Here is a 23,976-nt window from a genome sequence, read left to right on the forward strand (position 1 = left end):
ACCGCGACCATTGTCGGCGCGCTCTTCGCCAATCCGTCCAATGCCGGGCCGCTCGAGGCTGCGTCCGCGGACGCAGCGCAGGCGTTGCCACCCAACTTCCAGAGCTACCGCGGTTACATGTTCGACTTGTCGGAGAACTCCGACCGCAAGGACGTCGACAAGCTCACCGACAATCTGAAGCGCCAGATCGACGTCGTCGAAGGTGTCGGCCTCTCCCCGCGCGTGCTGCGCTTCTTCCACACCGTCCCGATCATCGCGAGCGAACTGGCCTGCCTCGACGAAGGCGCCGCAACTGCGTGTTACGGCCGGGTCACCCCGAACGTGGAGCGCCACGTCCCGCGCACGCTGACGGTTTGGGACCATGACAAGCAGCGATGGACCAATCCAAATGCCGTCGACCTCGCAGTCGATTCGGGACTTGGCGTGATCATGCTGCGGCCGGACATGATGCGTTACGAGAAGGAGGCCGTGCTGCTCCACGAGCTATTGCACGCCTATCACGCGCGGCTGTTGCCGGACGGCTACGCCAACAAGGGCGTGATCAGCTATTACGCCTATGCCAAGTCCAAGGACCTGCTGCCCAAGGAAGCCTATGCGATGAAGAATCACATGGAATTCTTTGCCGTGACCGCCAGCATCTTCCTGGCCGGAAAGAGCGATTTCCAGGATCCCAAAACTCGCGAAGCGCTCAAGGAGAAGATGCCCGACTACTACAAATATCTGGTCGGCGTCTTCGGCTTCGACCCCGACCCGCAGGCTGCTTCAAGCGGACCGGTTGCCTCGCTGAAGTGAGGCAGAAATAGCGCTCCTGCGCCAAACCACGCCAAGGCCGCGCGACGAGCGCGGCCTTTTTTGTTTTGTAAACCGGAAGATGCGGATGGCGCACAGCCGGGAATTGCCAAGGCGGGGCCCGATCTGCATAGTCCCGCGCATCAATTTGGTGACTGTTTCGAAGAGGATAGAAGAATATGGCGGACGCCGACCTGGATGTTGTGATCCGGCAACTGGCCAGACAACTGCATTCGAGCCTGATGGGCCGCGCCAAGGAGCGGCGGGATCGCTTCAACGCCCTCGCGGCCAAGGCCAAGGGCAAGGATGCCCGCGAGCGCTACAAGCTGATCGCGAAGAACACCATGGAGCAGGCCACAACTGCCGCCAAGCGCCTCCAGATGTCCGCCGACAACGTCGCCGACAGCTACGCAAGGTCGATGCGCCTCGCGGCCAGCGCCGCCGCAGCGCAGATGGCCGAGACGAAGCAGGCGGCGGAGAAGAAGCCGGCGAAGGAAAAGCCGGCCGCCAAGACCAAGCCCACGAAGAAGAAAAAGAAAGCATAAGGCGCGCAACGCTGCCTCCACTTCTCTCCTGCAAGGGAAAGGGAGCGCCGTCGATGCGGCACAAGGATCTCACCGCAGCGGGGCGGAGATGTTGGTCGGCCTTGGTTCGCCCAGCTCGCCGAGCTTGGCGCGGGCAAGCTGATGGGCGGCGCCGTCTGGACGCTCCGGCAGCGCGAGGACGGCTTCGAAATCGGCCCGGGCTTCCTCCGCTCGCCCGCTCGCAAGCAACGCAAGGCCGCGATTGACGCGCGCGTCCGCATCGTGGGGCGCGAGGCGGATGGCGGTGCTGTAGCTCAAAATGGCGCGCTGGAGATCGCCCCTGGCCGCAAGCACGACCCCCCGCTCGGAATAGGACGCGGCGAGCCTCGGATCGAGCGCGATCGCCTGGTCGTAGTCGGCAATTGCAAGGTCGAACTCGCCGTTCTGCCGGTGAGCCTGGCCGCGGTCGCGGAAGGCGGCGGCACGGTTCGGATTGAGATGAATGGCCTGGTCGAAATCCGCGATCGCCCGTTTGGCGTCACCGTGCCGCAGCGCGATGCGGCCGCGCCCCTCATAGGCGAATGCGATCAGCGAGCCGCGGAACGGGCTGAAGCCGATCACGGCCGAGCAGACGTCGGGCTCGTTGGCATCGCCGCAATTGACGACGGTGTGCAACGACAATCCAACGAGAATGCCCGACACGATCAACAATGGCGCAGTTAATCTGGTCATCGCCGGCCGTCGCCGGCACAGGCCGGCCACGCATCCCCTTTCAGACGCTTGAGGTCTGACCGGATTAGCACCGGCGGGGACGATCTTGTGTGCGCCAGCTCACAAAGCCGGCCACAATCCCGGCTGCGCCGGCCTTCAGGTCGCCCAGTCGGACGCCCAGGACAGCGCTCTCGTCAGCCACATTGCCAGCAGACAGCACCAGCCGATTGCGGCAAGCGCGAAGGACGTCAGAAGGAGCGCGCCTTCCGCATTGACCAGAAAGCTCTCGTGCGACGCTGTCCCGTCCCGCACGGCCCGGTTCACGTGCAACATGTGCACCTCCGGCAATTCTGTTTAAACAATTCTCAAACTCGCCAAGCCGTCGGTCCGGCCTGCGACTCGCCGAAAAAGGCGACTCGCACTTGTGTGAATCAATGCGAGACGAAGCGCAAGAGTCCTTTTGGACAACTATAGGCGCAAATCGCATCCTGACGCTGACGCGAATGGCGTGAACACTGCGACGTTGCCCCAGAAATTTCCGTTTCAATTGCGAAGCCGCAAGTACGTTTCCTGCGGCTTCTGCACGTCTCATCCCCACGGTCCGCGCGAGGACGAGCGGCCCCATGGACTTTGCGGCGGGTAGTTTTCGTTGGCACCGAGCGACGGGGCCCCGTTCGCGCCGAGCTCGGCCGCGAGCTGCTGCAGCGCGTCGATGCGGTTCTGCGTCGAGGGATGGGTTGCGAAGAGACTGTCGACGCCGTGCCCCGACAGCGGGTTGATGATGAACATGTGCGCCGTCGCGGGATTGCGCTCCGCGTCGAAGTTAGGCACCTGATGCGCGGCATTCTCGATCTTGACCAGCGCGGATGCGAGCCACATCGGCTGGCCGACGATGCGTCCGCCGAGGTCGTCGGCGGCATATTCCCGGGTGCGGCTGATCGCCATCTGGACCAGCATTGCAGCGAGCGGCGCCAGGATCATCATCAGGATCGAGCCGACGATGCCGGGACCGGAATTGCTGTTGCGATGGCCGCCGAAGAACATGCCGAATTGCGCCAGCATCGAGATCGCGCCGGCAATCGTCGCGGTGATGGTCATGAGCAACGTGTCGTGGTTTTTGACGTGCGCAAGCTCATGCGCGATCACGCCGGCGAGCTCCTCGCGGCTGAGCTGATGCATCAAGCCGGCGGTGACGGCAACCGCGGCATTCTGCGGATTGCGACCCGTGGCGAACGCGTTGGGCTGTGCCTCGTCCATCACGAACACGCGCGGCATCGGTAGCCCGGCACGGCCCGCAAGCTCGGCGACGAGGCCGACCAGTTCCGGCGCGCTGGCGCGGTCGACCTCATGGGCGCCGTACATCGAGAGCACCATGCGGTCGGAGTTCCAGTAGGCAAAGAGATTGGTCGCCGCCGCAACCACCAGCGCGATCATAGCACCTGCGGCACCGCCGATGAGATAGCCGACGCCCATGAACAGGGCGGTGAGGCCTGCGAGGAGAATTGCCGTGCGAAGATAGTTCATGGCCGCCTCCGTGAGCCGGCCGTGGGCAAGCCTTCAGCCGGCGCAATCAAAGTATGGCGACGCCGTCGCGCCGCAAGATCACCCGCCGCGTCGGAGAGCCGCGGCGGGTGCGGGCGAGGGCAAATTCGGCACTCGTAAACCTTACGGCGCATTTGCACCAAACCCCACGCCGAAGTTTACCCGTTGGAAAGGCAGCCGCCGCTTAATCGAGGGCAACCGGGCACCCCAGGCCTGCCTGGGCATTACTCGGTTCCATTGCCTCCAGTCAGCAAGGTGACTGCCCATGATGGACCGATCTCGAGCGATTTCCGCCGGCAATACATCTCCGTCCCCCGCGCGCGAGGCAGAAAGTGCCCCCGAAGCCAGAAGCTCGGATGCCAGGGCCTTGCAGCACGCGCTGCAGGAACGCCTGTTTGCCGACGAGGAACATCTGCAGGAACCTGCAGCCCGGATGGAGGCCGCGGAACCGGCGTCGCGCTGGCCTTATTTGTGGCGGGGCTTGAAGATCGCAGCAGGCCTTGCCGTGATTGCCGTGTTCGGCTGGCTACCACTGCGCGCCATGCTGCAAAATTCCAGCGTCGAAGCCGTGCTGAACTCCCGCCTCGTCACGCTGCGTGCGCCGATCGGTGGGCGTATCGTCGCAGCCTCCGATCCCATCAAGGATCGGGCACGGCTTGATGCCGGCGCGCTCGTGCTGCGGGTGATCAACCCGCGCAGCGATCGAACGCGACTGGATGACCTCCGGCGGCAGAAATCGCGGCTGGAAAACGAGCGGCCATCTCTCGCGGCCAAGCTGGCGACGGCACAGGCGGCACAGCAGGACCTCGCGCGGCAGGCCGAGCAGTTCAAGAATGGACGCGTCCTGCAGCTCGAGGCACGCATCGCAGAGATCCAGACCTCGATCGAGGCCGCAGCGGCGCGACGCGAGGAAGCGAGCGCAGCGGTGGATCGCGCCTCATCGCTGTCGAAATCCGGCAACATCTCCACCGTCGAGCTCGCGCGGCTGACGCGCGAGCTTTCGGTGGCGCAGCAGACCGAGCTCGGTGCGCGCAAGCGGCTGGACGCGGCCAAGGTCGAGCTGACCGCGGCGCAAAGCGGCTCGTTCCTCGGCGACAGCTATAACGACCGGCCAAGCTCGGTACAGCGCGAAGAGGAGATGCGCCAGCGCGCCAAGGACCTGGAAGCCGATCTGATGCGTATCGACACAGAGATCGCCTGGATTGCGAACGAGATCATCACGGAGGAGATCCGCTTCACCGACCTCTCAGAGGCCAACATCAAGACGCCGGTCGCAGGCCGCGTCTGGGAGATGATGACCTCGCCGGGCGAGGATGTGCAGGCGGGCCAGCCGCTGCTCAAGGTGCTCGATTGCAGCGGCGCCGTCATCACCGCCAACGTCACCGAGAGCGTCTATAACCGGCTGTTGCTCGGCGACCACGCCACCTTCGAGCCGAGTGACGGCGGCGAGCCGATCTCCGGCACCGTCGTCAATCTGACCGGCTCGGCCGGTGCGCCCGCCAATCTCGCCATCAATCCCGACGCGCTGAACAAGGAGCCCTATCGCGTGACGGTGGCCCCGGCCGATACCGCCGCCCACGACTGCACGGTCGGCCGGACCGGGCGCGTCGTATTTGCCAGGCGCGAGACCACGCCATGATGGCGGCACTGGCGCCAGGCTTTCTCGCGCTTGGCGCCTTCATGGCGATGGTGCCGCTTCTCCGGCGTGACAACACGCTGGCCCGCTCGCTATTGACCGGCGTGTCGTTCGTCCTCCTGCTGCGCTACTTCTACTGGCGCGTCACCCAGACGCTGCCTCCACCGGGACTGACGGTGGATTTTTTCTTCGGCTTTCCCTTCATGCTGGCGGAAGCGGCTTCGATGGTCGCGGTTGCATTGTCGCTCTTGTTCCTCAGCCGCACCACCACACGCACCACCGAGGTCGACAGTCGCGCAACCGATCCGAAGGCGCCGCTGATCGACGTCTTCATCTGCACCTACAACGAGGAGCGATCGATCCTCGAGCGCACGATCATCGGCGCCACCGGTATGGAGTACGGCAATTACCGCGTCTGGGTGCTCGATGACGGACGCCGGCTGTGGCTGCGGCACCTCGCGAGCGAACTTGGCTGCCACTATCTCACGCGCTCCGACAACCGACATGCCAAGGCGGGCAACATCAACCACGCGCTCAAGCATGTCGGCGGACTGCCGGAACGGCCGGACTTCGTCGCCGTCCTCGATGCGGACTTCGTGCCGCGTCCGGATTTTCTCGCGCGCACCATCAGCTTGGTGGACGATGCATCCGTCGGCGTGGTGCAGACGCCGCAGCATTTCATCAATCCCGATCCGATCCAGACCAACCTCGCCGCGTCGGACGTGTGGCCCGACGAGCAGCGCTTCTTCTTCGACATCCTGATGCCGGCCAAGGATGCCTGGGGCGTCGCGTTCTGCTGCGGGACCTCGTCCCTGATCCGCTATTCCGGGCTGATGCAGATCGGCGGCTTCCCGACGGACTCGGTGACGGAGGATTATCTCGTGACCCTGCGCCTGAAGGAGCGCGGCCTCAAGACCGTCTATCTCAACGAGCGGCTGACGATCGGGCTCGCGCCGGAAGGGCTCAAGGAATACATCACCCAGCGCGGCCGCTGGTGTCTCGGTTTCATGCAGATCGCGCGCGGCCGCAGCAGTCCGCTGTCGCGGACATCGAAGCTGGGGCTCATCGACCGGCTCTCGCTGGTCGACGCTTTCATGAGCTGGACGACAGTCTACTTCGCCAAGATGTTCGGGCTGGTCGTGCCCTGGCTGTTCCTGCTGTTCGGCATCAAGGCGGTGCAGGCGGACCTCGGCGAGCTCTTGCACTTCTTCCTCCCGTTCTATGTCTGGCACGGACTGACGATGGCGTGGCTGTCGCACGGCCGTTCGCTTGCAATGATGACGGACGTGTCACAGCTCGTCGCGGCGCCCGCTGTGCTGAAGGCCGTCACCACCGGCCTGCTGAGACCCAAGGGGCACAAGTTCAAGGTCACGGCCAAAGGCGGCGACCGCGACAAGAAATTCGTCGAATGGCCGCTACTGCGGCTCTACGGCACCGCGCTTCTGATCACGCTCGCGGCGATCGCCTATGCCTTCATCCTGCACCTGCGCGGCGAGAGCATTGCCTATGGCGGGCTGGCGCTGGCCTGGAGCCTCTACAACGCGTTCATCCTCACCGTCGTCTGCTTCGTCTGCATCGAGCAGCCGCGCAAGCGCAAGGCCGAACGCTTCGTCCGCAACGAGGCCATCCTGGTGCGCCAGGTCGGCAAGTCGCACCTCGCCCGCCTTGCCGATATCTCGATCACCGGCGCTCGGCTGATCGATCCCGACCCACCTGCGATCGGCAGCGCGATCGAATGCCAGATCTATGGCCGTTCCATCGCGGCTACCGTGGTGCGGCGGACCACCAACGGCTTTGCCGTGCGGTTCGAAGAGGGCATGGACACGCGCGTGCACGCAGTCCGGGCGTTCTATGCCGGCGAATATGTGCGCGCCTACCGCGGCATCAGGGCGCTGCCAGTCGGGAAAGCCCTGATGTTGCGGTTGTTCAGCTAGCTCTCGTCGCGCCGGCAGCGGGCCGCAGCGACGCAGCCGATTGTCCTCACATCTGGATTCTCGTCGCTTCCGATTGAACCGATACCAGCGACGCGCCGTCCGACAACGGCATGGGTTGCTCAGTGAAGGTCGCGTCCGGCCGCCAATCCATGACGCTGGGAGCCGTACATGGCAGAGCTCGATTCGCTATATCTCCGGGTGCGGCTTTCGAAACAGGCGTACCAACGCTATCTCGACAGCATCAGCTGTGATGCACGCGACTTCTCCGACTGGATGGACTGGATCAGCCACGCCGAAATGTATGGTCCGGGGATCGCGCCGGAAGACATCGTCGAGATCGGCGAGGATACCGACAAGGTGCCGGTGGCCGAAAAGATCGAGTCCCTGATCGCTGCCGAGGCCGGCGACGAGTTGTCGATTGGCCGTTCGGTCTATGACGAAGCAACCGAGACCTGGCGCCTGGGCCTGATGCAGTTCGCACACAACTATCGGGATTTCCTCGCGTGGTTGCCGCTGCTGCGCGCGATCGATCGTTTCAAGGACCGGCCGGGCACCGACGTCCTGCTCGTCTATGATTTCCTCTTCAATCCTGGACACTACACGGTGCTGTTCGAGATCAGCGAAGGGGCGAGCCGGATCGCGGGATCGCCCGGACAGGAGGTGTCGTTCCCGACGGCATATGCCGAGGAGGCGGACGCGTTCCTGAAGGCGATGATTCCGGAAGGGGATTAGCGTTGGGCTGAGCGTCCTCGGGGATAGCTTGCGACGTGCAATTCGCCTAGAATTCGGTGGATTCCACGCAGCCCTGCCCTCTTCCGGAACCCCATGCTCCAGACCCGACTCGTGATCGCGGCCGCCTCGCTGCTCGCACTCTCTGCCACCGCATCCGCCCAGTTGCTGCCGCCGCCCGGAAAGCCGCAGGCCGCGCCGAGGTCGACCGCGCCGCGTGCGGCCTCGTGCCACAATGGCGCGAGCTTCGACCGATTTCTCACTGAGGTAAAACAGCAGGCCATCGCCGCGGGCGTCTCGCAACAGACGATCAGCGAAGCCTCGCCCTACCTCGTCTACGACCAGGGCATCGTCAACCGCGACCGCGGCCAGCGCGTGTTCGGCCAGCTCTTCACCGAATTCGCCGGGCGAATGGCCGCGACCTATCGCATGCAGAACGGCCAGCAGCACATCAGGCAATACGCGGCGGCGTTCGCGCGCGCCGAGAAGGAATACGGCGTGCCGCCGGCGGTGATTGCCGCGTTCTGGGGACTGGAGAGCGATTTCGGCGCCAACATGGGCAATCTGCCGACGCTGAAATCGCTGGTGTCGCTGGCCTATGACTGCCGCCGCTCGGAGATGTTCGTGGGCGAGACCATCGCGGCACTGAAGGTGATCGACCGCGGCGATCTCAGCCCTGGCGAGATGATCGGCTCCTGGGCCGGCGAGCTCGGGCAGACGCAGTTTCTGCCGACGCATTACGTCAACTACGCCGTCGACTATGATGGTGACGGCCGGCGCGATCTGCTCCGCAGCGGACCGGACGTGATCGGCTCGACCGCGAACTACATCGCCAACGGGTTGAAGTGGCGGCGCGGCGAGCCGTGGCTGGAAGAGATCAAGGTGCCGGCAAATTTGCCCTGGGAGCAGACCGACCTCTCGGTGCAGCAGCCGCGCGCGAAATGGGCGCAGCTGGGCGTGACCTATCCCGACGGCCGGCCGCTGCCGAACGACAATCTCGCCGCCTCCGTGCTGCTGCCGATGGGGCGGACGGGGCCGGCCTTCATGGCCTATCCGAATTTCGCGGCCTACACCGAGTGGAATAATTCGCTGATCTATTCCACCACAGCCGGGTACCTCGCCTCACGCATCGCGGGCGCGGCTCCCATGCGCAGGCCGGCGCAGCCGGTGGCGCAACTGCCGTTCAACGAGCTGAAGGAATTGCAGCAGCTTCTGGTGCGCGCCGGCTTCAACGTCGGCAAAGTTGATGGCGTGCTGGGCCAGCAGAGCCGCAGTGCGGTGAAGGCGATGCAGATCAAGTATGGCCTGCCCGCAGACTCCTGGCCGACGGCGGAACTGCTCGCACGCATGCGCGGCGGCACCGCGCAGGCGCAACCGGCTGGCGTGGTGCGGTAGAATTTTCATTCCGCAGACGTCACCTCGGCGATTGTATTTTCCTTTGATGCTCCCATGTCTTGGGATCAGGATACCTCCTGACATCCCAACGAGAAAAGAGCATCACATGTCCTTTTATGACGCCGTCGTCCCTGCCTATCTGCAGATGCTGAACAGCCTCACCGGCCTGCTCGCCAAGGCGGAGGCCCATTGCGCGGCCAAGAAGATCGAGCCCAGCGTGCTGATCGGATCGCGGCTCTTCCCGGACATGCTGCCGTTCGGCAAGCAGATCCAGCTCGTCAGCGACTTCGCGGCCAAGGGCTGCGCACGGCTCACGCACACCGAGGTGCCGTCGATGCCGGATACCGAGACGACGTTCGCGGAATTGAAACAGCGGCTGGCGAAGACAATCGACTTCGTGAAGGCATTCAAGCCGGAGCAGTTCGACGGCGCCGATGTCAGGGAGGTCACATTCCCGGCCGGCCCCGACCGGACCGTGACGCTCAAGGGGCAGCAATTTTTCAGCTCGGTCTCGCTACCGAACTTCTATTTCCATGCCGCGACCGCACACGGGATTTTGCGTCACAACGGTGTCGAGATCGGCAAGCGCGATTTCCTCGGCATGAACTGAGATTTGTGATCCATTTTTTCCGCGGCACGGAGATCAACTCCGCTGCCGCGGACGAAATTGAAGAAAAACTGACCTCTTTCAGCACCCTCACCGGCTCTTCGCGCAGCTCGCCTGCGCTTTCGGAATGACTGCGCCCTTGCGCGGCGTGTGGCGATGCACAACTCTTCCTCTACCCGTCACTGCTGGAAAACCTCCCATGAGCCGTCCGACCAAATTGTTTGAGCCCTATAAGCTTGGCCCGATCTCGCTGGCCAACCGCTTCGTGATGGCGCCCCTGACGCGCAATCGCGCAGCGCCCGGAACTTTCGTGCCGAGCCCGCTTGCGGCCGACTATTACGGTCAGCGCGCCTCCGCCGGGCTCCTGGTCACCGAAGCAAGCCAGATCTCCCGGCAGGGCCAGGGCTATCAGGACACGCCCGGCATCTACTCGAAAGACCAGGTCGCCGGCTGGCGCAAGGTCACCGATCGCGTGCATGAGCGCGGCGGACGCATCTTCATCCAGCTCTGGCATGTCGGGCGCATCTCGCACACCGCGCTGCAGGCGAATGGCGGCGCGCCGGTCGCCCCGTCCGCGATCCGCGCCAGGGGCAAGACCTTCGTCAACGGCACCTTCGCCGACGTCTCCGAGCCGCGCGCGCTCGAGCTGGCGGAAATTCCTGATATCATCGACGATTTCAAGCGCGCCACGAAGAATGCGCTGGAAGCCGGCTTCGACGGCGTCGAGATCCACGGCGCCAACGGCTATCTGCTCGATCAATTTGCGAAAGACGGCGCCAACAAGCGCACCGATGCCTACGGCGGCTCGATCGAGAACCGCGCGAAGCTGATGCTGGAGGTCTCGAAAGCCGTCGCCGCCGAGGCGGGCGCAGAGCGCACCGGTATCCGCATCTCGCCGGTGACGCCGGCGAACGACATCACCGATTCGAATCCGCAAGCGCTGTTCAACCATATCGTCGACGGGCTCAATGCCCTCAAGCTCGTCTATCTGCATGTCGTCGAAGGCGCGACCGGTGGCCCGCGCGATTTCGCGCCGTTCGACTATGCGGACCTGCGCAAGCGCTTCTCCGGCGCCTACATCGCCAACAACGGCTACGATTTCGAGCTGGCGACGAAGGTACTCGATGCCGGCGCGGCCGACCTCATCGCGTTCGGCAAGCCGTTCATCTCCAACCCCGACCTGGTCGAGCGGTTGAAGAAGGGCGCAGTCCTCAACGAGTGGGACAAGAACACCTTCTACGGCGGCGGCGCCAAGGGCTACACGGATTATCCGAGGCTGGAGGCGGCCGACGCGGCGGAGTAGTTTCCTTCTCCTGTGTCGTCGTCATGCCCCGCGAAGGCGGAGCATCCAGTAGCCACCAGCAGCGAGATTCAACTGATAGGCCGCGGCGTACTGGATCGTCCGCTTTCGCGGACGATGACGGCGGAGAAAAGTGGAGAGCGCAGTGCGCAACAGAAAAGGCCGGGATCGCTTCCGGCCTTTGTCTTATCGAAGCGTCGCCCGTAACTCCGCGACGCGCTCCGCACCCAGAAACGCCATCGCCGTATCCATCTCGCCGACGACCATGCGCAAGACCGCTTCCGCACCAGCCTCGCCACCGGCGGCGAGGCCCCAGAGCGGCAGGCGGCCGAGCAGGACCGCCTCGGCGCCGAGCGCGAGATATTTCAGCACGTCCGTGCCGCGACGGACGCCGCTGTCGGCGAGCACCGTCAGCCGTCCCTTCACGGCATCCGCGATGGCCGCAATGCATTCCGCCGGTGCAGGCAGGCAATCGAGATTGCGTCCGCCATGCGCGGAAACCACGATGGCGTCACAGCCGAGCTCGGCCGCGGTCTCCGCATCCTTGACGGCCAGAACGCCCTTGATGATCAGCTTGCCTGGCCAGATCTGGCGCAGCCATCGCACGTCGTCCCAGTTGAGGCGATGGTCGAGGCGCACGGCCTCCGCGATGCTCGGCCGGGTGATCGCCGTGCGGAACTCGTCCGGATAGTGTCCATAGGTCGGCATGCCTTCGCTCAGGACGTAGCGCGCGAGAACGCTGACGAGCCAGCGCGGATGCAATGCGACGTCGATCGTGCTGCGCAGGCTGGGTACGAACGGAATGCCGAAGCCGTTGCGCTTGTTGTACTCGCGGTTGGGTGAAACCGGCGTATCGACCGTGACGACCAGAGTCTCGCAGCTGCAGGCGCGGACGCGTTCCAGAAGCGTTGCCGCCAGCGCCCGATCGCGCCAGACATAGAGCTGAAACCACAGCGTCGCGTCGGGTGCGCCGCGCCGGATGGTTTCGACCGTCGTCACCGACTGCGTCGAGATGCAGACGGGAATGCCTATGCGCGAGGCCGCGCGCGCCAGTTTGGTCTCACCATCATGCGCAACGAGACCGGCGAGCGCGGTCGGCGCCACGACGAGGGGTACTGCGAGGCGCTGTCCCAGGACCGTCGTGTCGAACGATCGCCCATCGTGCCCGGTCAACACCGATGGCGTCAGCGTGATCTCATCGAGCGAGGCGCGCAGGCGCCTCAACGCGACCTCATCCTCCGTGCCGCGATCGATATAGTCGAACAGGCCGCGCGGCAGGAATTTTTGCGCACGGCTGCGGTAGTCGTCGGTATTCAGCAGCATCCGCATCAGGCGGCGTAGCGGTTGAATTTCGACTTCGAGATCGAGGTCGCGGCGACATGGACATGCTGCACGAGTTCGGCCTCGGCGCGCTCCTTGGTCCATCGCGTGGTCGGCACGGAGATGTTGACCGCGGCGACCGCGCGGCCGTGCTCGTCGATGATCGGCGCCGCGACGGAAATGTCACCCATGACGCTTTGGTTGATCTGGATCGAATAGCCGCGCGTGGCGGCGACGCGCACCTGCTCCAGAAGCTGGTCTGGGTCCGTAATCGTGTACGGCGTCAGCGGCTCGAGTTGCGTACGCTTCAACAAATCCTGCCGCATCTCATCGGGAAGAGCCGACAGGATGGCTATGCCGGACGCCGTGAAGTAGGCCGGCAATCGGCTTCCGATCACGAAATCGATATGGATGAGGTGCCGGCCAGGAAAGCGTGCCACGAACACGACCTCGTGGCCGTCGAGCTCGTGCAGGTTGCAGGTCTCGCCGAGATTACGGCTCATGTCGAGCAGATAAGGCGAGGCCTTGTCGATGAGTTCGTTGGCCTTGAGATAGCTGTGAGAGAACTGCAGCACCTTCGAGGTCAGGCCATAATTGCGCGTGCCCTCGATGCGCTTGAGATAGCCGAGCGTCTCCAGCGTGTAGACCAGGCGCTGGGTGGCGCTACGGTCGAGATTGGCCGCGCGCGCAATATCGGCCAGCGTCATGAAGCGTCGTGGCCCGTCGAAGACGTGAAGGACCTGAAAGGCCTTCTCGGTCGAGCCGACGAACAGCGACGAGCGCGCCGGCTCGGCGCTCTTCCCGGTACTCTTCCCAGCGCTCCCGGCCTTGCGCACCCTCTTCGTGCCGCCCTCGCCACTACGCGTCATCTGCCATCCCTTGCCTCACGCAATCCCTTCCGAGATCGCCAATTGCTTGCCGAACTCGGCGCGGAAGGCCGAGACCAGCGCCGGCGCCGGCTGTACCAGCGGCGCCAGCATCCGCGGCGCGTCAACGCCGACCATGTCCATCACCGCCTTCATCGGCCCCGGATTGGTCTCGGCAAACGCCATGTTCATGAACGGGATCAGACGGCGGTGCAGGCTCAGTGCCTCCGCCGTCCGACCAGCAATCGCCGTCTCGTAAATCTGTCGCCAGGCGCGCGGCAACAGGCAAGCAGTGACGATGATGCCGCCCGTCGCGCCGGCCGCCAGATGCAGCGGGAACAGGCTGTCCTCGCCGCTGAGCACTGCAAAGCTGTCGTCGACGCCGGCCACGACCTGAAGGAAATGATACATGTCGAGATTGCAGGCCTTCATGCCGATGATGTTGGGATGCTTCGAGAGCTCATGCAAAATCCTGGGCTCGATCGCGATCCGGGTGCGGTAGGGAATCTCGTAGATCAGGACGGGCACCGGCGAGGCATCGGCATAGCGCAGGAAATAGTCGCGAACGCCGGTCTGAGTCGGATTGGTATAATATGGCGTAAGTACCAGGAGGCCGTCCACGCCCTCGGCTGCGAATTCCTTGCCGGCCTGGAGAGCGTCGTGGAAACCGGTGTCGAGCACTCCGGCGATCACCGGCCCCCTGCTCGCCATGGCCCTCACCGACAGGCCCGCCATCCGAATGCGCTCGGTGCGCGATAGCGCGCCATATTCGCCGGTGCCGCCGAGCGGCACCACGCCGTCGATGCCCTGCTTGAGCAGCCAGGCAAACAGCGCCGAGACCGCTTGGTCGTCAATCGTGTCGTCGGCCTTCACCGGGGTCGGAATGGCGGGGAGCAGGCCACGAAGGCGATTGGCAGTGAGCATAACGAGAACCTCTGGTTAGAACGCGGGATGACTACCTTGCGGCAGCGCGCCGACGCAGGCGTTCGGCGACGAAGATCAAGAGCCCCATGAACATGAACAGGCAGGTGGAGACGGCGGCGATTACGGGCGAGACCTGAAGCGTTACCTCGTCCCAGAACTGCTTTGGCAGCGTGGCGTTGAGCCCGCCGGTCGCGAACAGCGCGATGGTGAGCTCGTCGAACGAGGTCGCGAAGGCGAACAGGAACGAGGAGAACATGCCCGCGCCGAGAATCGGAAAGGTGATGTAGCGCAGCGTCGAGAAGGGCCGCGCGCCAAGGCTTTGCGCGGCATGGTCGAGCCGCGTGTCGTAGTTGCGCAGCACGGCCATCATGGTCATGACGACGTAGGGCACCGCGACGACGGTATGTCCGAGAATGAGACCAAAGGCGCTGCCGACGAGGCCCATGCTCGCGAACACGTAGAACATGCCGACCGCGATGATCATGCGCGGCACGACGATCGGCGACAGGATGAAGGCGAGCCAGGCGGCCTTGCCGGGGATATTGCTCCTCACCAGTAGAAACGCCGCCGGCGTTCCGATCAGCATGGCGAGCCCACCCGTCCCCAGGCCGACCAGCAGCGAGCGCACGAACGCCTGCGTCCATACCGGCGAATGCAGCACGGTCTCATACCAATGCAGCGTAAATCCCTGCGGCGGCCAGTTGAGGCCGCCGGTGCCGAACGACAGCGGGATCATCAGGAGCGTCGGCGCACTGATGATGATGAGCATGGTCCAGACGAACGCCTGCAAACCGAGGCCCGCTCGGTCCGGATTGCGGTCGCGACGGCGCGACGGCAGCGCGAGAATGATGCGATCGGAGATCACACCGAGCAGCGTCAGCACGGTGTCGCCGATCCTCTGGACAGGCGCGGCGAGGCGCGAGGGCGCCGCGCTGCGCGGCGCGGCCGCGCCCGTCATCGTCGACAGGCCGAGCAGCCGGTCGTAGACCGCAAAGACGATGAGCACGACGATCAGGAGAAGCACGGAGATCGCGCCGGCAAATCCCCAGTTCAGCGTCTGCTGGACCTGGTCGATGATCAATTGGGTGATCATGGTCTCGCGGCGTCCGCCGAGCAGCGCCGGCACGATAAAGAAGCCGATCGCTGTGACGAACACCATGATGCCAGCCGCGGCGACGCCGGGCAGCGAGAGCGGAAAATAGATCTTCCAGAACGCCATGCCCGGCCGCGCCCCGAGGGTTGTCGCCGCGCGCGGCAGGTTGCGGTCGATGTTCTCCATCACCGAGAGCATGGTCAGCACGGCAAGCGGCAGCAACGCGTTCACCATGCCGACGAGGACGCTGCCGAAATTATAGAGCAGGCTCGCCGGGCTCGAGATGATGCCGAGCGACAGCAGGAGCTTGTTGATGACGCCGTTGCGCCCGAGCAGCACGATCCAGGCGAAGGCGCGCACCAGGAAGCTCGTCCAGAACGACAGCAGCACCCAGAACAACAGCGCCGCCTTCCGTTCCTTGCCGACGACGGAAATCAGATAGGCGATCGGATAGCCGGTAACGACGCACACCAGCGTCGTCACCAGCGAGATCTTCAGCGTGATGAGGAGGACATCGATATAGACGGATGAGGCGAGGAGCTGGCGGTACGGCGCAAGCGTGAATCCGCTGTCGTTGTAGATGCTGAGCAGCAGCAACTGGCCGACGGGGTAGACCAGGAAGAAGACGAGCAGCAGGACGAGCGGGCCCCCCATCGCAACCCAGGTCCAGGCCTGCGACCGGGCACGCGCGCGCGTCGTGGTCCGGAGCTGGCCCGGCTCGATCGCGGGCGCTTTGGCCAATGCCATGGCGTCAGTGTCCCATGCCGTCACGAATCGCGACGGCATCCGCGGAATTCCAGCCGAGCGAGACGCGTTGGCCAATCTCGTAAGGCGCCGCGCTCGATCGCGTAGGATAGGCCGCGACGAGCTGCGGCATGTCGGCCTTTTCGGGCGCGATGTAGAGCCGCGTCATGCTGCCGCTGATCATCACGTCGACCAGCCTGCCGGTGAGCTTGCCGTTCGCCGCATCTGCGACATGAAGGTTCTGGGGGCGGACCATCAGCTTGACCGGCTCGCCGGCCGTAAAGCTCGCGCCGTTGCCGACGGCGCGCGAGGCCGCCGTCTGGTCGGCCAGCACGATGTCGAGCCCCTGCGCATCGACCTGCCGCACCGTTGCGCTGAGCAGGTTGGACTCGCCGAGAAAGTCCGCGACGAAGATCGATTGCGGGCGGAAGTAGAGATCCTCCGGCGTGCCGAGCTGCTCGATCGCGCCTGCATTCATCAGGCAGATGCGATCGGACATGGTCATCGCCTCCTCCTGGTCGTGAGTGACGTAGATGATCGTGGTGCGGAGCTCGCGATGGATGCGCTTGATCTCGAGCTGCATCTGATCGCGCAGCTTCTTGTCGAGCGCGCCGAGCGGCTCGTCCATCAGGATGATCGCGGGCCGGTAGACGATGCAGCGCGCGAGCGCAATGCGCTGCTGCTGGCCGCCCGAGAGCTCGCGCGGATAGCGTTTTGCGACATGCGGCAGGCGCACCGTCTCCAGCGCCTCCGCGGTGCGCCGGCGCGCGTCGGCGGCGGCGACCTTCCGCATTTTCAGCGGAAACGCGATGTTGTCCTCCACCGTCATGTGAGGAAACAGCGCGTAGTTCTGGAACACGACGCCGATGTCCCGGTCAAAGGCAGGACTGTGCGTCACATCGGTATCGTCGACCAGGATCTGACCTTCGTCCGGATGCGCGAGTCCCGCGATCAGGCTGAGCAGCGTCGTCTTGCCCGACCCCGAAGGGCCGAGCAGCGTGAGGAATTCACCCTTCGCGACGTCGAGGCTGGTCGGCGCCAGCGCGACGAAGTCACCATAACGCTTGGTAAGTCCTTTGACGCGCAAGCTCGACGATGTCATGCCCTGCTCCAATCACGAGGCTTAAGCCAGGATCCAGCTATTGAAGCGCTCGATGACGGCGGCCTGGTTGTCGTACCAGAACTTCGCATCGATCTTCAGGCCCGCCTTGATGTTGTCCGGATAGGTCGGACAGTTCCTGGCGAGCTCCGGCTTGACGTAGTTGAAGGCCTCCGGCTGCGTGAGGCCGGCGGGGAAATACTCCATAAGCGCTGCTTGGCGTTTCGGATCGGAGGCGAACTTGATGAACTCGCGACAGGCATCCGCATTCGGCGTACCGGCGAGGATCGACCAGTTGTCGCCGCCCCAGATGCCCTGATTCCAGACGATCTCGACCGGTGCGCCGGCCGCCTGCGCGGCCTGGGGACGCGACACCCAGGTCGGCAGCAGGTCGATCTCGCCCGAGGTCAGCATCTGCTCGACCTGCGCGCCGCTGGTCCACCACACCGCGACCTGCGACTTGATCTTGTCGAGCGAGACAAAGGCCTTGTCGAGATCGCAGGGATAGACCTGCGCAGTCGGCACGCCGGCGCCCATCAAGGCCTCCTCGATCGTGTCGAACGGATGCTTGCGCACGGCGCGGCGCCCCGGAAACTCCGCCACGTTCCAGAAATCGGCCCAGGACTGCGGCGCCTTGCGGCCCTTGAAGGCGTCCGTTCGATAAGCCAGCACGGTCGTGTAGACGTTGGTGCCGACGCCATAGGGCGACATGAATTCGGCAGGGATCGACTTGATGACGGGCTCGGATTCGAGGCCGTGCTTTTCGAGATATTGCTTGCTGCCAGTGGTCAGCAGCAGGATCGCGGGCCAGCTGATCTTGGCCATGTCCCAGGTGTAGTTCTTGGTATCGACCATGGTCTTGATCTGTGCGACCGGCTCGGCATTGGCCTGCACCCCGACCACCTCGATGCCCGTGGCTTCCGTAAACGGACGGTAGAACACCGCACCATAGGCCTTGGTGTAGATGCCGCCGTCGTCGCGCACCACGATGCGTTTTCCTGCGGCACGGGACGGCGACCAGATCGCGGGAGCAGCCAGTGCGACGGCGCCGGCACCTGCGCCCAGCAGCAGGCGACGGCGGGAGGTGATGATCTTCGGAAGATGCGTCATGGTCAGTCCCCTCTATGCGATGTTGCGATGGATGGCGAAGAAACGTGCGCCTGCGCAGATGGCGGCGGCAGGACCTGGCCGGGATTGAAGAGAGCCAAGGGATCGAAAGCCTGCTTCACGGCGCGCATCAGCGCGAGTTCGATCGGAGGCTTGTAGCGGGTCATCTGCTCCATCAAGGTGCGGCCGACACCGTGCTCGGCGCTGAAGGTGCCACGGAGCGATGCCGCAACGTCGTTGACGGCATGACGGATACGTTCCCCGACAGCGTCGCGGTCCCGCAAGGCATCCCATTCGGCAAAGCCAAAGAAGGGAATGAGATGGATGTTGCCATCACCCATATGGCCGACGATCACGAACGGCAGATCTGGAATGATGGCGTGCACCTCGCTCATGGCCTGCGCGATGAAGGCAGGAACGGCCGACACCGGAACGGCGCTGTCCGACGTCAGCCCGACGCCGGCCTTCTTGTTGGCTTCCGACACGCTGTGACGCACCAGCCACATCGCCTTGCGCTGGGCTTCGCTCGCGGCGACGACACCATCGCTGATCAAGCCGGCCTCCAGCGCGCGCTCGAGGACGGCCTGCATGCTCGCGTTGAGCGCCTCGGCATCGCCGGTATCGGACAGCTCGACGAGAACATGCCAGCTGTCGACTTGCGCGACCGGGCAGCGGCGGCCCGGCACCTGCTCGAGCACGAGCTGGATCTGTTTGGCGTTCATCAGCTCGAAGGCGGAAAGCCGCGAATTGCAGGAAGCCTGGAACAGGCCGAGCACATCGAGCGCCTGCTGTGGGCTGTCGACGGCGAGCCAGGCGACGGCTTCGGCGGTCGGCAGCGGATGCAGCTTCAGCACCGCGCCGGTGATGATGCCGAGCGTGCCTTCGGAGCCGATGAAGAGATGCTTGAGGTCGTAGCCGGTGTTGTTCTTGCGCAGCGCGTAGAGGCCATCCCAGATGGTGCCATCCGGCAGCACGACCTCGAGACCGAGCACGTTGTCGCGCGTATTGCCATAGCGCAGCACGCCAGTGCCGCCGGCATTGGTGGCGATGTTGCCGCCGATCTGGCAGGAGCCTTCGGCACCGAGGCTCACCGGATAGAGCCGCCCATTGGCTGCCGCGGTCTCCTGGATCGTGGCCAGCACGCAGCCGGCATCGACCACCATGGTGTTGTTGACGGGATCGATCGACCTGATCCGCCGCATGCGGGTCAGCGCGATGATGACCGGCGGCTTGCCCTGGCCGGTCGGCGTCGCGGCACCACACAGGCTGGTATTGCCGCCCTGCGGCAGCACGGGCGTGCCGCTCTCGACGCAGAGGCGAACGATGGAAGCGACCTGCTCGGTCGTGGACGGCAGAACGGCGCAGACTGCGGGCGCCCGATAGCGGCCGCGCCAATCCTCGGTGAGGCCCGCGAGATCCTCCTCGCGAACGAGCACGGCCGTGTCGCCCAGCAAGCGCTTGAACGCCTCGATCAATGCCATCAACCGGCCTCCCGGATGGGACCGCCAGTGGCCCCGACCGCTCGCTTCATTGTTAATTGCTATGCGATTACTTCAATCGCATTATGCTGATCATGGATTTGAGGCCGAGCGGAGTCAAGCGGGTCGGCGCCGGGATTTGGTCAGACGCCAAGTCCCGATGAGAGCCGCGGTCCGAGCTGGGGAGGTGATGGTGGCAAGTATGTAGCGATGGTCCGGCCGCGGAGATGATAACGCTCATCGACCGCCTTTCGTCGCCGGCAAGGCGGATCTTCGGTCAAGCCGGCCCGGCCTGATCCTCCAGCATTACGCTTCCGTCACGGCTCGCCGCGGAGCCAGGCTTTCACTTTCCGCAACAGGCCGTGGCGCAACTCTTCGACCGAAGCCGCCTCCGCGGGCGTCAATGTCTGCATCACGGCATCGACGTCGTCCATGGCGAGTGGCGGCGTAACGTCCATATCGGCCGGTGCGAGGCCGGCGGCGGCGAGCGCGATCGGGCCGACATGCAAGAGGAATGCGCGCTCATACTCGCGCGACAGCCGCGCGACCGCATCCTCCAGCGGCAGCCAGTCGACCGCCTTGATGTCGTTCATCAGCTTGCGGACGGGCCCGCCGTTCGCCTCCATGCGCCAGAAATGCACGATCTTGGAGCGCCCACCGGATGGATAGGCGAGCGTGCCCAGAAATTCGTGGATGGCGACGTCGTGGCCCGTCTCTTCCAGCACCTCGCGGTGCGCGGCTTCCCTCAGCGTCTCGTCATCGTCGAGCTTGCCCTTGGGCAAAACCCATTCATTGCGCTTGCGCTGGCGCACCACCGCGATCAGCGGCGCATCACGCCGCAGCACAATTCCACCTGCCGCCAGAACCGGCGCCCGCGCCATCACTCAATACCCGTCGTGTCGACCGAATCGTCCCCGGGAACGATATAGGCCGCCGACACGGCGGATTGAAGGCTACTTTTTTTGCAGCAGCGCCTGTCCCGCACGGATGCACGTGCCCTCGGCGATGCCCTCGCAGAAGGCAAAATCGCCGGGCGCCAGGATGATGATGGTCGAGCCGTGCTCGAACCAGCCGAGCTCCTCGCCTTTCCTCACATTGACGTCGCACGGGAAATTAACCGGGCCGCGGGTCTGCGCGTTCAGCACCATGTCGAGGAAGTGCAGCCGGATGCTCGCGACCAGGATGGCCGCCACCGGCACCAGCGTCACCGCCTCGCCGGTCGACAAATGCGTGCGAATCACCGCGCGCTCGTTCTTGCAGAACAGACGCTCGACCCGCTTCAGCGCAATCGGGTTGACGTTCCAGACATCGCCGTGGATCAACGTGACGCGCTCGACATGCGCGTCGTATGGCGCATGGAAGCGGTGGTACATGCTCGAGGTCAGCCGCAGCGTGACGAAAGAGCCGTTGCGATGCTGCTCGACCAGGGCGGGATCGCCGAGGAGATCGAGCAGCGAATAGGGCGCGCCCTTGACCTGGAAGAGCTCGGTGTCGGCGATCTTGCCGTGCGCGCCAACGATGCCGTCGGAGGGACTGGCAACGATCGCGGGCTCCGGATCGAAAGGACGCAAGCCAGGCTTGAGCTCGCGGGTGAAGCAGTCGTGCAGGCTCTTGAAATGGGTCTTGCGCGCCTCCGACAGATCGAGGTCGGAGAACAGCTTCCACAGCGCGATCGAGCCGTCCCGCACCAGCGGGTTCTCGATCTTGGAGAACCAGCCCATGAAGCGGGTCAGCGCCGCACGCGGAATGCGGTTGGTCAGCAGGAAATTGAGGTCTTCCTGCTGGGTGAAAGAGGCGATGAGGGCTTTGACTGTCATGAATCTGTCAGCAGGTAGGATTAGCGCTTGTTGTCATGGAAACGACACTCCCGATTCTCTCATTGTCCGTGGCCGCCGCAGCGTCTGCTGCCGCCGCCTTCCCGAAGATCAAGGCGCGGATCGAGCTGTCCCGCGCAAAACACCGCTCGCTCTCGGGGCATTCCAAGATGTCGCGAAGGGTGGCGCGGCTGATCCCGTTCTACGAGTTCGAGGGCGACGACTATTTCGCCTGTGACGGCGCGCCGGCGAATATCGCGGCCCAGCGCCACGACGGCTTCTTTCGCCTCGCCGGTCTCTATGCCACGCGCTACGCCAAGGGCCGTGCGCTGACGAACGAGGCGGCGAAAAGAATCTCCGACCTGCAATTCACCGAAAGCTACCGTGTGCCGTTCCAGTTCTCCCGTCTCGTGCGCGAGAACCTGGGCACCTCGAGCTTCATGCAGTCGTCCGACGGTGTCACCGTCACCGATCTCGACGGCAACGTCTCCTACGATCTTACCGGCTCGTACGGCGTCAACATCTTTGGCAACGACTTCTACAAGGAGTGCATCGGGGAGGGCGAGAAGCGCGCCCAGGCGCTCGGGCCTGTACTCGGCCCCTACCACCCCGTCATCGCCGAGAACGTGACGCGGCTCTGCCAGATCTCGGGCCTCGACGAAGTCTCCTTCCACATGTCCGGCACCGAAGCCGTCATGCAGGCCGTCCGCCTCGCGCGCTACCACACCAAGCGCACGCATCTGGTGCGCTTTGCCGGCGCCTATCATGGCTGGTGGGGCGACGTGCAGCCCGGCGTCGGCAACCCCATTGCCGCGCATGAGACCTACACGCTCGCCGAAATGTCCGAAAAGACGCTGCATGTCCTGCGCACGCGCCGCGACATCGCCTGCGTGCTGGTCAATCCGCTCCAGGCGCTGCATCCGAACGCGAACGCGCCCGGCGATTCCTCGCTGGTCGACAGTTCGCGCGGTGGCAACTTCGACCGCGACGCCTATACCGCCTGGCTCAAGAAGCTGCGTGAGGTCTGCACCGAGCGCGGCATCGTGCTGATCTTCGACGAGGTCTTCGTCGGCTTCCGTCTCGCTCCCGGCGGCGCCCAGGAATATTTCGGCGTGCGCGCCGACATGGTGACCTACGGCAAGAGCCTCGCCGGCGGCCTTCCCGTCGGCGTGGTCTGCGGCCGCAAGGACCTGATGCGCCGCTTCCGCGACGATCGTCCCGCCGACGTCTGCTTCGCCCGCGGCACCTTCAACTCGCATCCCTACGTCATGACGGCGATGGACGAGTTCTTGAGCCGGCTCGCAAGCCCGAACTTCCGCGCCATCTATGACGGGCTGGATGCGATCTGGGACGGCCGCGCGCAAAAGCTCAACCAGATGCTGAGCGAGGCCGATCTGCCGGTGCGCGTCGCCAACCTGTCCTCGATCTGGACGGTGAAGTACACCGAGCCCTCCCGATACAACTGGATGCTGCAATACTACTTGCGCGCCGAGGGCCTCGCCTTGAGCTGGGTCGGCACCGGACGGCTGATCTTCAGCCTCAATTACACCGACGCCGATTTCACCGAGGTCGCCGAACGCTTCGTCCGCGCCGCGCAGAAGATGAAGGCCGACGGCTTCTGGTGGCACGATGCTGCGCTGACCAACAAGCGCATCAAGCGGCAGATCCTTAAGGAGATGCTGGCCAAGCGCTTCGCGCGCTGAGGGCCGTTCTTCACCCACGTCCAACGTCATTCCGGGGCGCGGCGCAGCCGCGAACCCGGAATCTCGAGATTCCCTGGTGCGCAATGGCGCACCATAGCTCGGCTCTTCGAGCCGCCCCGGAATGACGGTGTTTGAGGTAGCCCCCAAGACGTGGATGCCCGGGACGAGCCCGGGCATGACGTAACCTTTGAACATCGGAGTGTTTGGTGAGAGCCGCGCGCTCAGGCGTGCTGCTCGCTGAGCTCAGGCTCGGCGATGAAGCCCAGCGTGTGCTCGGGGACGAGATGCAGGCCCGGGTCCATCAGCTCGCCGCGCATCAGCGCGAGCGGCGCCTTGCGGTAGAGCATCAGGTCGTGGAACGGGTCGGTCAAAATCTTGGTCATCCAGACGAGGCCGGTCTCGACATCGCGGATGAAGAACAGGTGCACGGTGCGGAACAGCAAGCCTCCGGCGCCGACCGCGAGCCAGATCTTTGCGACCTGCCGACAGAAGTCGGTCGCGCTCGCGAATGGCTTGAACAGGCCGAACAGCGTCGGATCGGCGAACAGAACCAGCGGCGACAGCGCCCAGATCGCCATCAGCACGACCTTGCGCTGAAGGTTGTAGCCGACCTTGATCTCTTCCTTGTGCTCGTGCGTCGCCTGGTTGATGTGGTCGTAGC

22 protein-coding genes are annotated in these 23,976 nt (G+C 64.5%); 9 read left to right on the plus strand and 13 right to left on the minus strand.

Annotated elements, in window-relative coordinates; translation table 11 throughout:
* A partial coding sequence (locus tag SO156_RS42410; RefSeq protein ID WP_498538984.1) for a hypothetical protein occupies positions 1-792 on the plus strand: 792 nt, incomplete at its 5' end.
* Between the two features lie 176 nt (positions 793-968).
* Positions 969-1,334, plus strand: a complete 366-nt coding sequence (locus tag SO156_RS42415) for a hypothetical protein (protein WP_458147380.1) — start codon at positions 969-971, stop codon at positions 1,332-1,334.
* A gap of 69 nt (positions 1,335-1,403) precedes the next feature.
* Here the strand turns inward: SO156_RS42415 and SO156_RS42420 are convergent, their stop codons facing one another.
* The 3 genes from SO156_RS42420 to htpX form a co-directional block, all read right to left on the minus strand.
* Positions 1,404-2,045: a tetratricopeptide repeat protein gene (locus tag SO156_RS42420; protein ID WP_458147381.1), complete on the minus strand. Its 642-nt coding sequence runs from the start codon at positions 2,043-2,045 to the stop codon at positions 1,404-1,406.
* 135 nt (positions 2,046-2,180) lie between these two features.
* A complete protein-coding gene (locus SO156_RS42425; RefSeq protein ID WP_458147382.1) occupies positions 2,181-2,357 on the minus strand; it encodes a hypothetical protein in 177 nt (58 codons plus the stop codon).
* 255 nt (positions 2,358-2,612) lie between these two features.
* Positions 2,613-3,548: a zinc metalloprotease HtpX gene (gene htpX, locus SO156_RS42430; RefSeq protein WP_458147383.1), complete on the minus strand. Its 936-nt coding sequence runs from the start codon at positions 3,546-3,548 to the stop codon at positions 2,613-2,615.
* Between the two features lie 385 nt (positions 3,549-3,933).
* On the opposite strand from htpX, the gene SO156_RS42435 reads away from it, so the two are divergent.
* From SO156_RS42435 to SO156_RS42460, 6 genes are all read left to right on the plus strand, one after another.
* Positions 3,934-5,205, plus strand: a complete 1,272-nt coding sequence (locus tag SO156_RS42435) for an HlyD family secretion protein (protein WP_498538985.1) — start codon at positions 3,934-3,936, stop codon at positions 5,203-5,205.
* Positions 5,202-7,136: a glycosyltransferase gene (locus tag SO156_RS42440; protein ID WP_498538986.1), complete on the plus strand. Its 1,935-nt coding sequence runs from the start codon at positions 5,202-5,204 to the stop codon at positions 7,134-7,136. The genes SO156_RS42435 and SO156_RS42440 overlap by 4 nt, the downstream gene beginning before the upstream one ends.
* A 168-nt stretch (positions 7,137-7,304) precedes the next feature.
* Positions 7,305-7,868 carry a hypothetical protein gene (locus SO156_RS42445; protein ID WP_498538987.1) on the plus strand — a complete coding sequence of 188 codons (564 nt, stop codon included), beginning with the start codon at positions 7,305-7,307 and terminating at the stop codon, positions 7,866-7,868.
* A 93-nt stretch (positions 7,869-7,961) separates the two neighbouring features.
* Complete coding sequence (locus SO156_RS42450; RefSeq protein ID WP_498538988.1) at positions 7,962-9,260, plus strand: lytic murein transglycosylase; 1,299 nt, start codon at positions 7,962-7,964, stop codon at positions 9,258-9,260.
* Positions 9,261-9,366: 106 nt separating this feature from the next.
* Positions 9,367-9,870, plus strand: a complete 504-nt coding sequence (locus tag SO156_RS42455) for a DUF1993 domain-containing protein (RefSeq protein WP_498538989.1) — start codon at positions 9,367-9,369, stop codon at positions 9,868-9,870.
* 196 nt (positions 9,871-10,066) lie between these two features.
* On the plus strand, positions 10,067-11,170 hold the full coding sequence (locus SO156_RS42460) for an alkene reductase (protein ID WP_498538990.1): 1,104 nt from the start codon (positions 10,067-10,069) through the stop codon (positions 11,168-11,170).
* Positions 11,171-11,353: 183 nt separating this feature from the next.
* Here the strand turns inward: SO156_RS42460 and SO156_RS42465 are convergent, their stop codons facing one another.
* From SO156_RS42465 to asd, 9 genes are all read right to left on the minus strand, one after another.
* Positions 11,354-12,496 (minus strand): alpha-hydroxy acid oxidase, encoded by a 1,143-nt coding sequence (locus SO156_RS42465; protein WP_458147390.1) that lies wholly within the window; start codon positions 12,494-12,496, stop codon positions 11,354-11,356.
* On the minus strand, positions 12,496-13,356 hold the full coding sequence (locus SO156_RS42470) for an IclR family transcriptional regulator (RefSeq protein WP_498538991.1): 861 nt from the start codon (positions 13,354-13,356) through the stop codon (positions 12,496-12,498). The genes SO156_RS42465 and SO156_RS42470 overlap by 1 nt, the downstream gene beginning before the upstream one ends.
* A gap of 15 nt (positions 13,357-13,371) precedes the next feature.
* Positions 13,372-14,277, minus strand: coding sequence for a 4-hydroxy-tetrahydrodipicolinate synthase (gene dapA, locus SO156_RS42475; RefSeq protein WP_498538992.1), 906 nt, complete (start codon positions 14,275-14,277; stop codon positions 13,372-13,374).
* 31 nt (positions 14,278-14,308) lie between these two features.
* Positions 14,309-16,117 (minus strand): ABC transporter permease subunit, encoded by a 1,809-nt coding sequence (locus SO156_RS42480; RefSeq protein WP_498538993.1) that lies wholly within the window; start codon positions 16,115-16,117, stop codon positions 14,309-14,311.
* Between the two features lie 4 nt (positions 16,118-16,121).
* Positions 16,122-17,216, minus strand: a complete 1,095-nt coding sequence (locus SO156_RS42485; protein WP_498538994.1) for an ABC transporter ATP-binding protein — start codon at positions 17,214-17,216, stop codon at positions 16,122-16,124.
* A gap of 21 nt (positions 17,217-17,237) precedes the next feature.
* A complete protein-coding gene (locus SO156_RS42490) occupies positions 17,238-18,323 on the minus strand; it encodes an ABC transporter substrate-binding protein (protein WP_498538995.1) in 1,086 nt (361 codons plus the stop codon).
* Positions 18,324-18,325: 2 nt separating this feature from the next.
* On the minus strand, positions 18,326-19,801 hold the full coding sequence (locus SO156_RS42495; RefSeq protein ID WP_498538996.1) for an FAD-binding oxidoreductase: 1,476 nt from the start codon (positions 19,799-19,801) through the stop codon (positions 18,326-18,328).
* A gap of 314 nt (positions 19,802-20,115) precedes the next feature.
* A complete protein-coding gene (locus SO156_RS42500) occupies positions 20,116-20,679 on the minus strand; it encodes an NUDIX hydrolase (protein ID WP_458147397.1) in 564 nt (187 codons plus the stop codon).
* Between the two features lie 72 nt (positions 20,680-20,751).
* A complete protein-coding gene (gene asd, locus SO156_RS42505; RefSeq protein WP_498538997.1) occupies positions 20,752-21,615 on the minus strand; it encodes an archaetidylserine decarboxylase in 864 nt (287 codons plus the stop codon).
* Positions 21,616-21,650: 35 nt separating this feature from the next.
* On the opposite strand from asd, the gene SO156_RS42510 reads away from it, so the two are divergent.
* On the plus strand, positions 21,651-23,315 hold the full coding sequence (locus tag SO156_RS42510) for an aminotransferase class III-fold pyridoxal phosphate-dependent enzyme (protein ID WP_458147399.1): 1,665 nt from the start codon (positions 21,651-21,653) through the stop codon (positions 23,313-23,315).
* Positions 23,316-23,536: 221 nt separating this feature from the next.
* On the opposite strand, the gene SO156_RS42515 is transcribed toward SO156_RS42510, so the two are convergent.
* A partial coding sequence (locus SO156_RS42515; RefSeq protein ID WP_498538998.1) for a hypothetical protein occupies positions 23,537-23,976 on the minus strand: 440 nt, incomplete at its 5' end.

Source organism: Bradyrhizobium sp. UFLA05-125 (assembly GCF_059803515.1).

Bases quoted from the DNA above. Each gene is read 5' to 3' on its own strand.
- SO156_RS42485 (WP_498538994.1), bottom strand. From the start codon at position 17,216: ATGACATCGTCGAGCTTGCGCGTCAAAGGACTTACCAAGCGTTATGGT.
- asd (WP_498538997.1), bottom strand. From the start codon at position 21,615: ATGACAGTCAAAGCCCTCATCGCCTCTTTCACCCAGCAGGAAGACCTC.
- SO156_RS42465 (WP_458147390.1), bottom strand. From the start codon at position 12,496: ATGCGGATGCTGCTGAATACCGACGACTACCGCAGCCGTGCGCAAAAA.
- SO156_RS42460 (WP_498538990.1), top strand. From the start codon at position 10,067: ATGAGCCGTCCGACCAAATTGTTTGAGCCCTATAAGCTTGGCCCGATC.
- SO156_RS42495 (WP_498538996.1), bottom strand. From the start codon at position 19,801: ATGGCATTGATCGAGGCGTTCAAGCGCTTGCTGGGCGACACGGCCGTG.
- dapA (WP_498538992.1), bottom strand. From the start codon at position 14,277: ATGCTCACTGCCAATCGCCTTCGTGGCCTGCTCCCCGCCATTCCGACC.
- SO156_RS42480 (WP_498538993.1), bottom strand. From the start codon at position 16,117: ATGGCATTGGCCAAAGCGCCCGCGATCGAGCCGGGCCAGCTCCGGACC.
- htpX (WP_458147383.1), bottom strand. From the start codon at position 3,548: ATGAACTATCTTCGCACGGCAATTCTCCTCGCAGGCCTCACCGCCCTG.
- SO156_RS42510 (WP_458147399.1), top strand. From the start codon at position 21,651: ATGGAAACGACACTCCCGATTCTCTCATTGTCCGTGGCCGCCGCAGCG.
- SO156_RS42455 (WP_498538989.1), top strand. From the start codon at position 9,367: ATGTCCTTTTATGACGCCGTCGTCCCTGCCTATCTGCAGATGCTGAAC.
- SO156_RS42440 (WP_498538986.1), top strand. From the start codon at position 5,202: ATGATGGCGGCACTGGCGCCAGGCTTTCTCGCGCTTGGCGCCTTCATG.
- SO156_RS42445 (WP_498538987.1), top strand. From the start codon at position 7,305: ATGGCAGAGCTCGATTCGCTATATCTCCGGGTGCGGCTTTCGAAACAG.
- SO156_RS42470 (WP_498538991.1), bottom strand. From the start codon at position 13,356: ATGACGCGTAGTGGCGAGGGCGGCACGAAGAGGGTGCGCAAGGCCGGG.
- SO156_RS42425 (WP_458147382.1), bottom strand. From the start codon at position 2,357: ATGTTGCACGTGAACCGGGCCGTGCGGGACGGGACAGCGTCGCACGAG.
- SO156_RS42490 (WP_498538995.1), bottom strand. From the start codon at position 18,323: ATGACGCATCTTCCGAAGATCATCACCTCCCGCCGTCGCCTGCTGCTG.
- SO156_RS42450 (WP_498538988.1), top strand. From the start codon at position 7,962: ATGCTCCAGACCCGACTCGTGATCGCGGCCGCCTCGCTGCTCGCACTC.
- SO156_RS42415 (WP_458147380.1), top strand. From the start codon at position 969: ATGGCGGACGCCGACCTGGATGTTGTGATCCGGCAACTGGCCAGACAA.
- SO156_RS42500 (WP_458147397.1), bottom strand. From the start codon at position 20,679: ATGGCGCGGGCGCCGGTTCTGGCGGCAGGTGGAATTGTGCTGCGGCGT.
- SO156_RS42420 (WP_458147381.1), bottom strand. From the start codon at position 2,045: ATGACCAGATTAACTGCGCCATTGTTGATCGTGTCGGGCATTCTCGTT.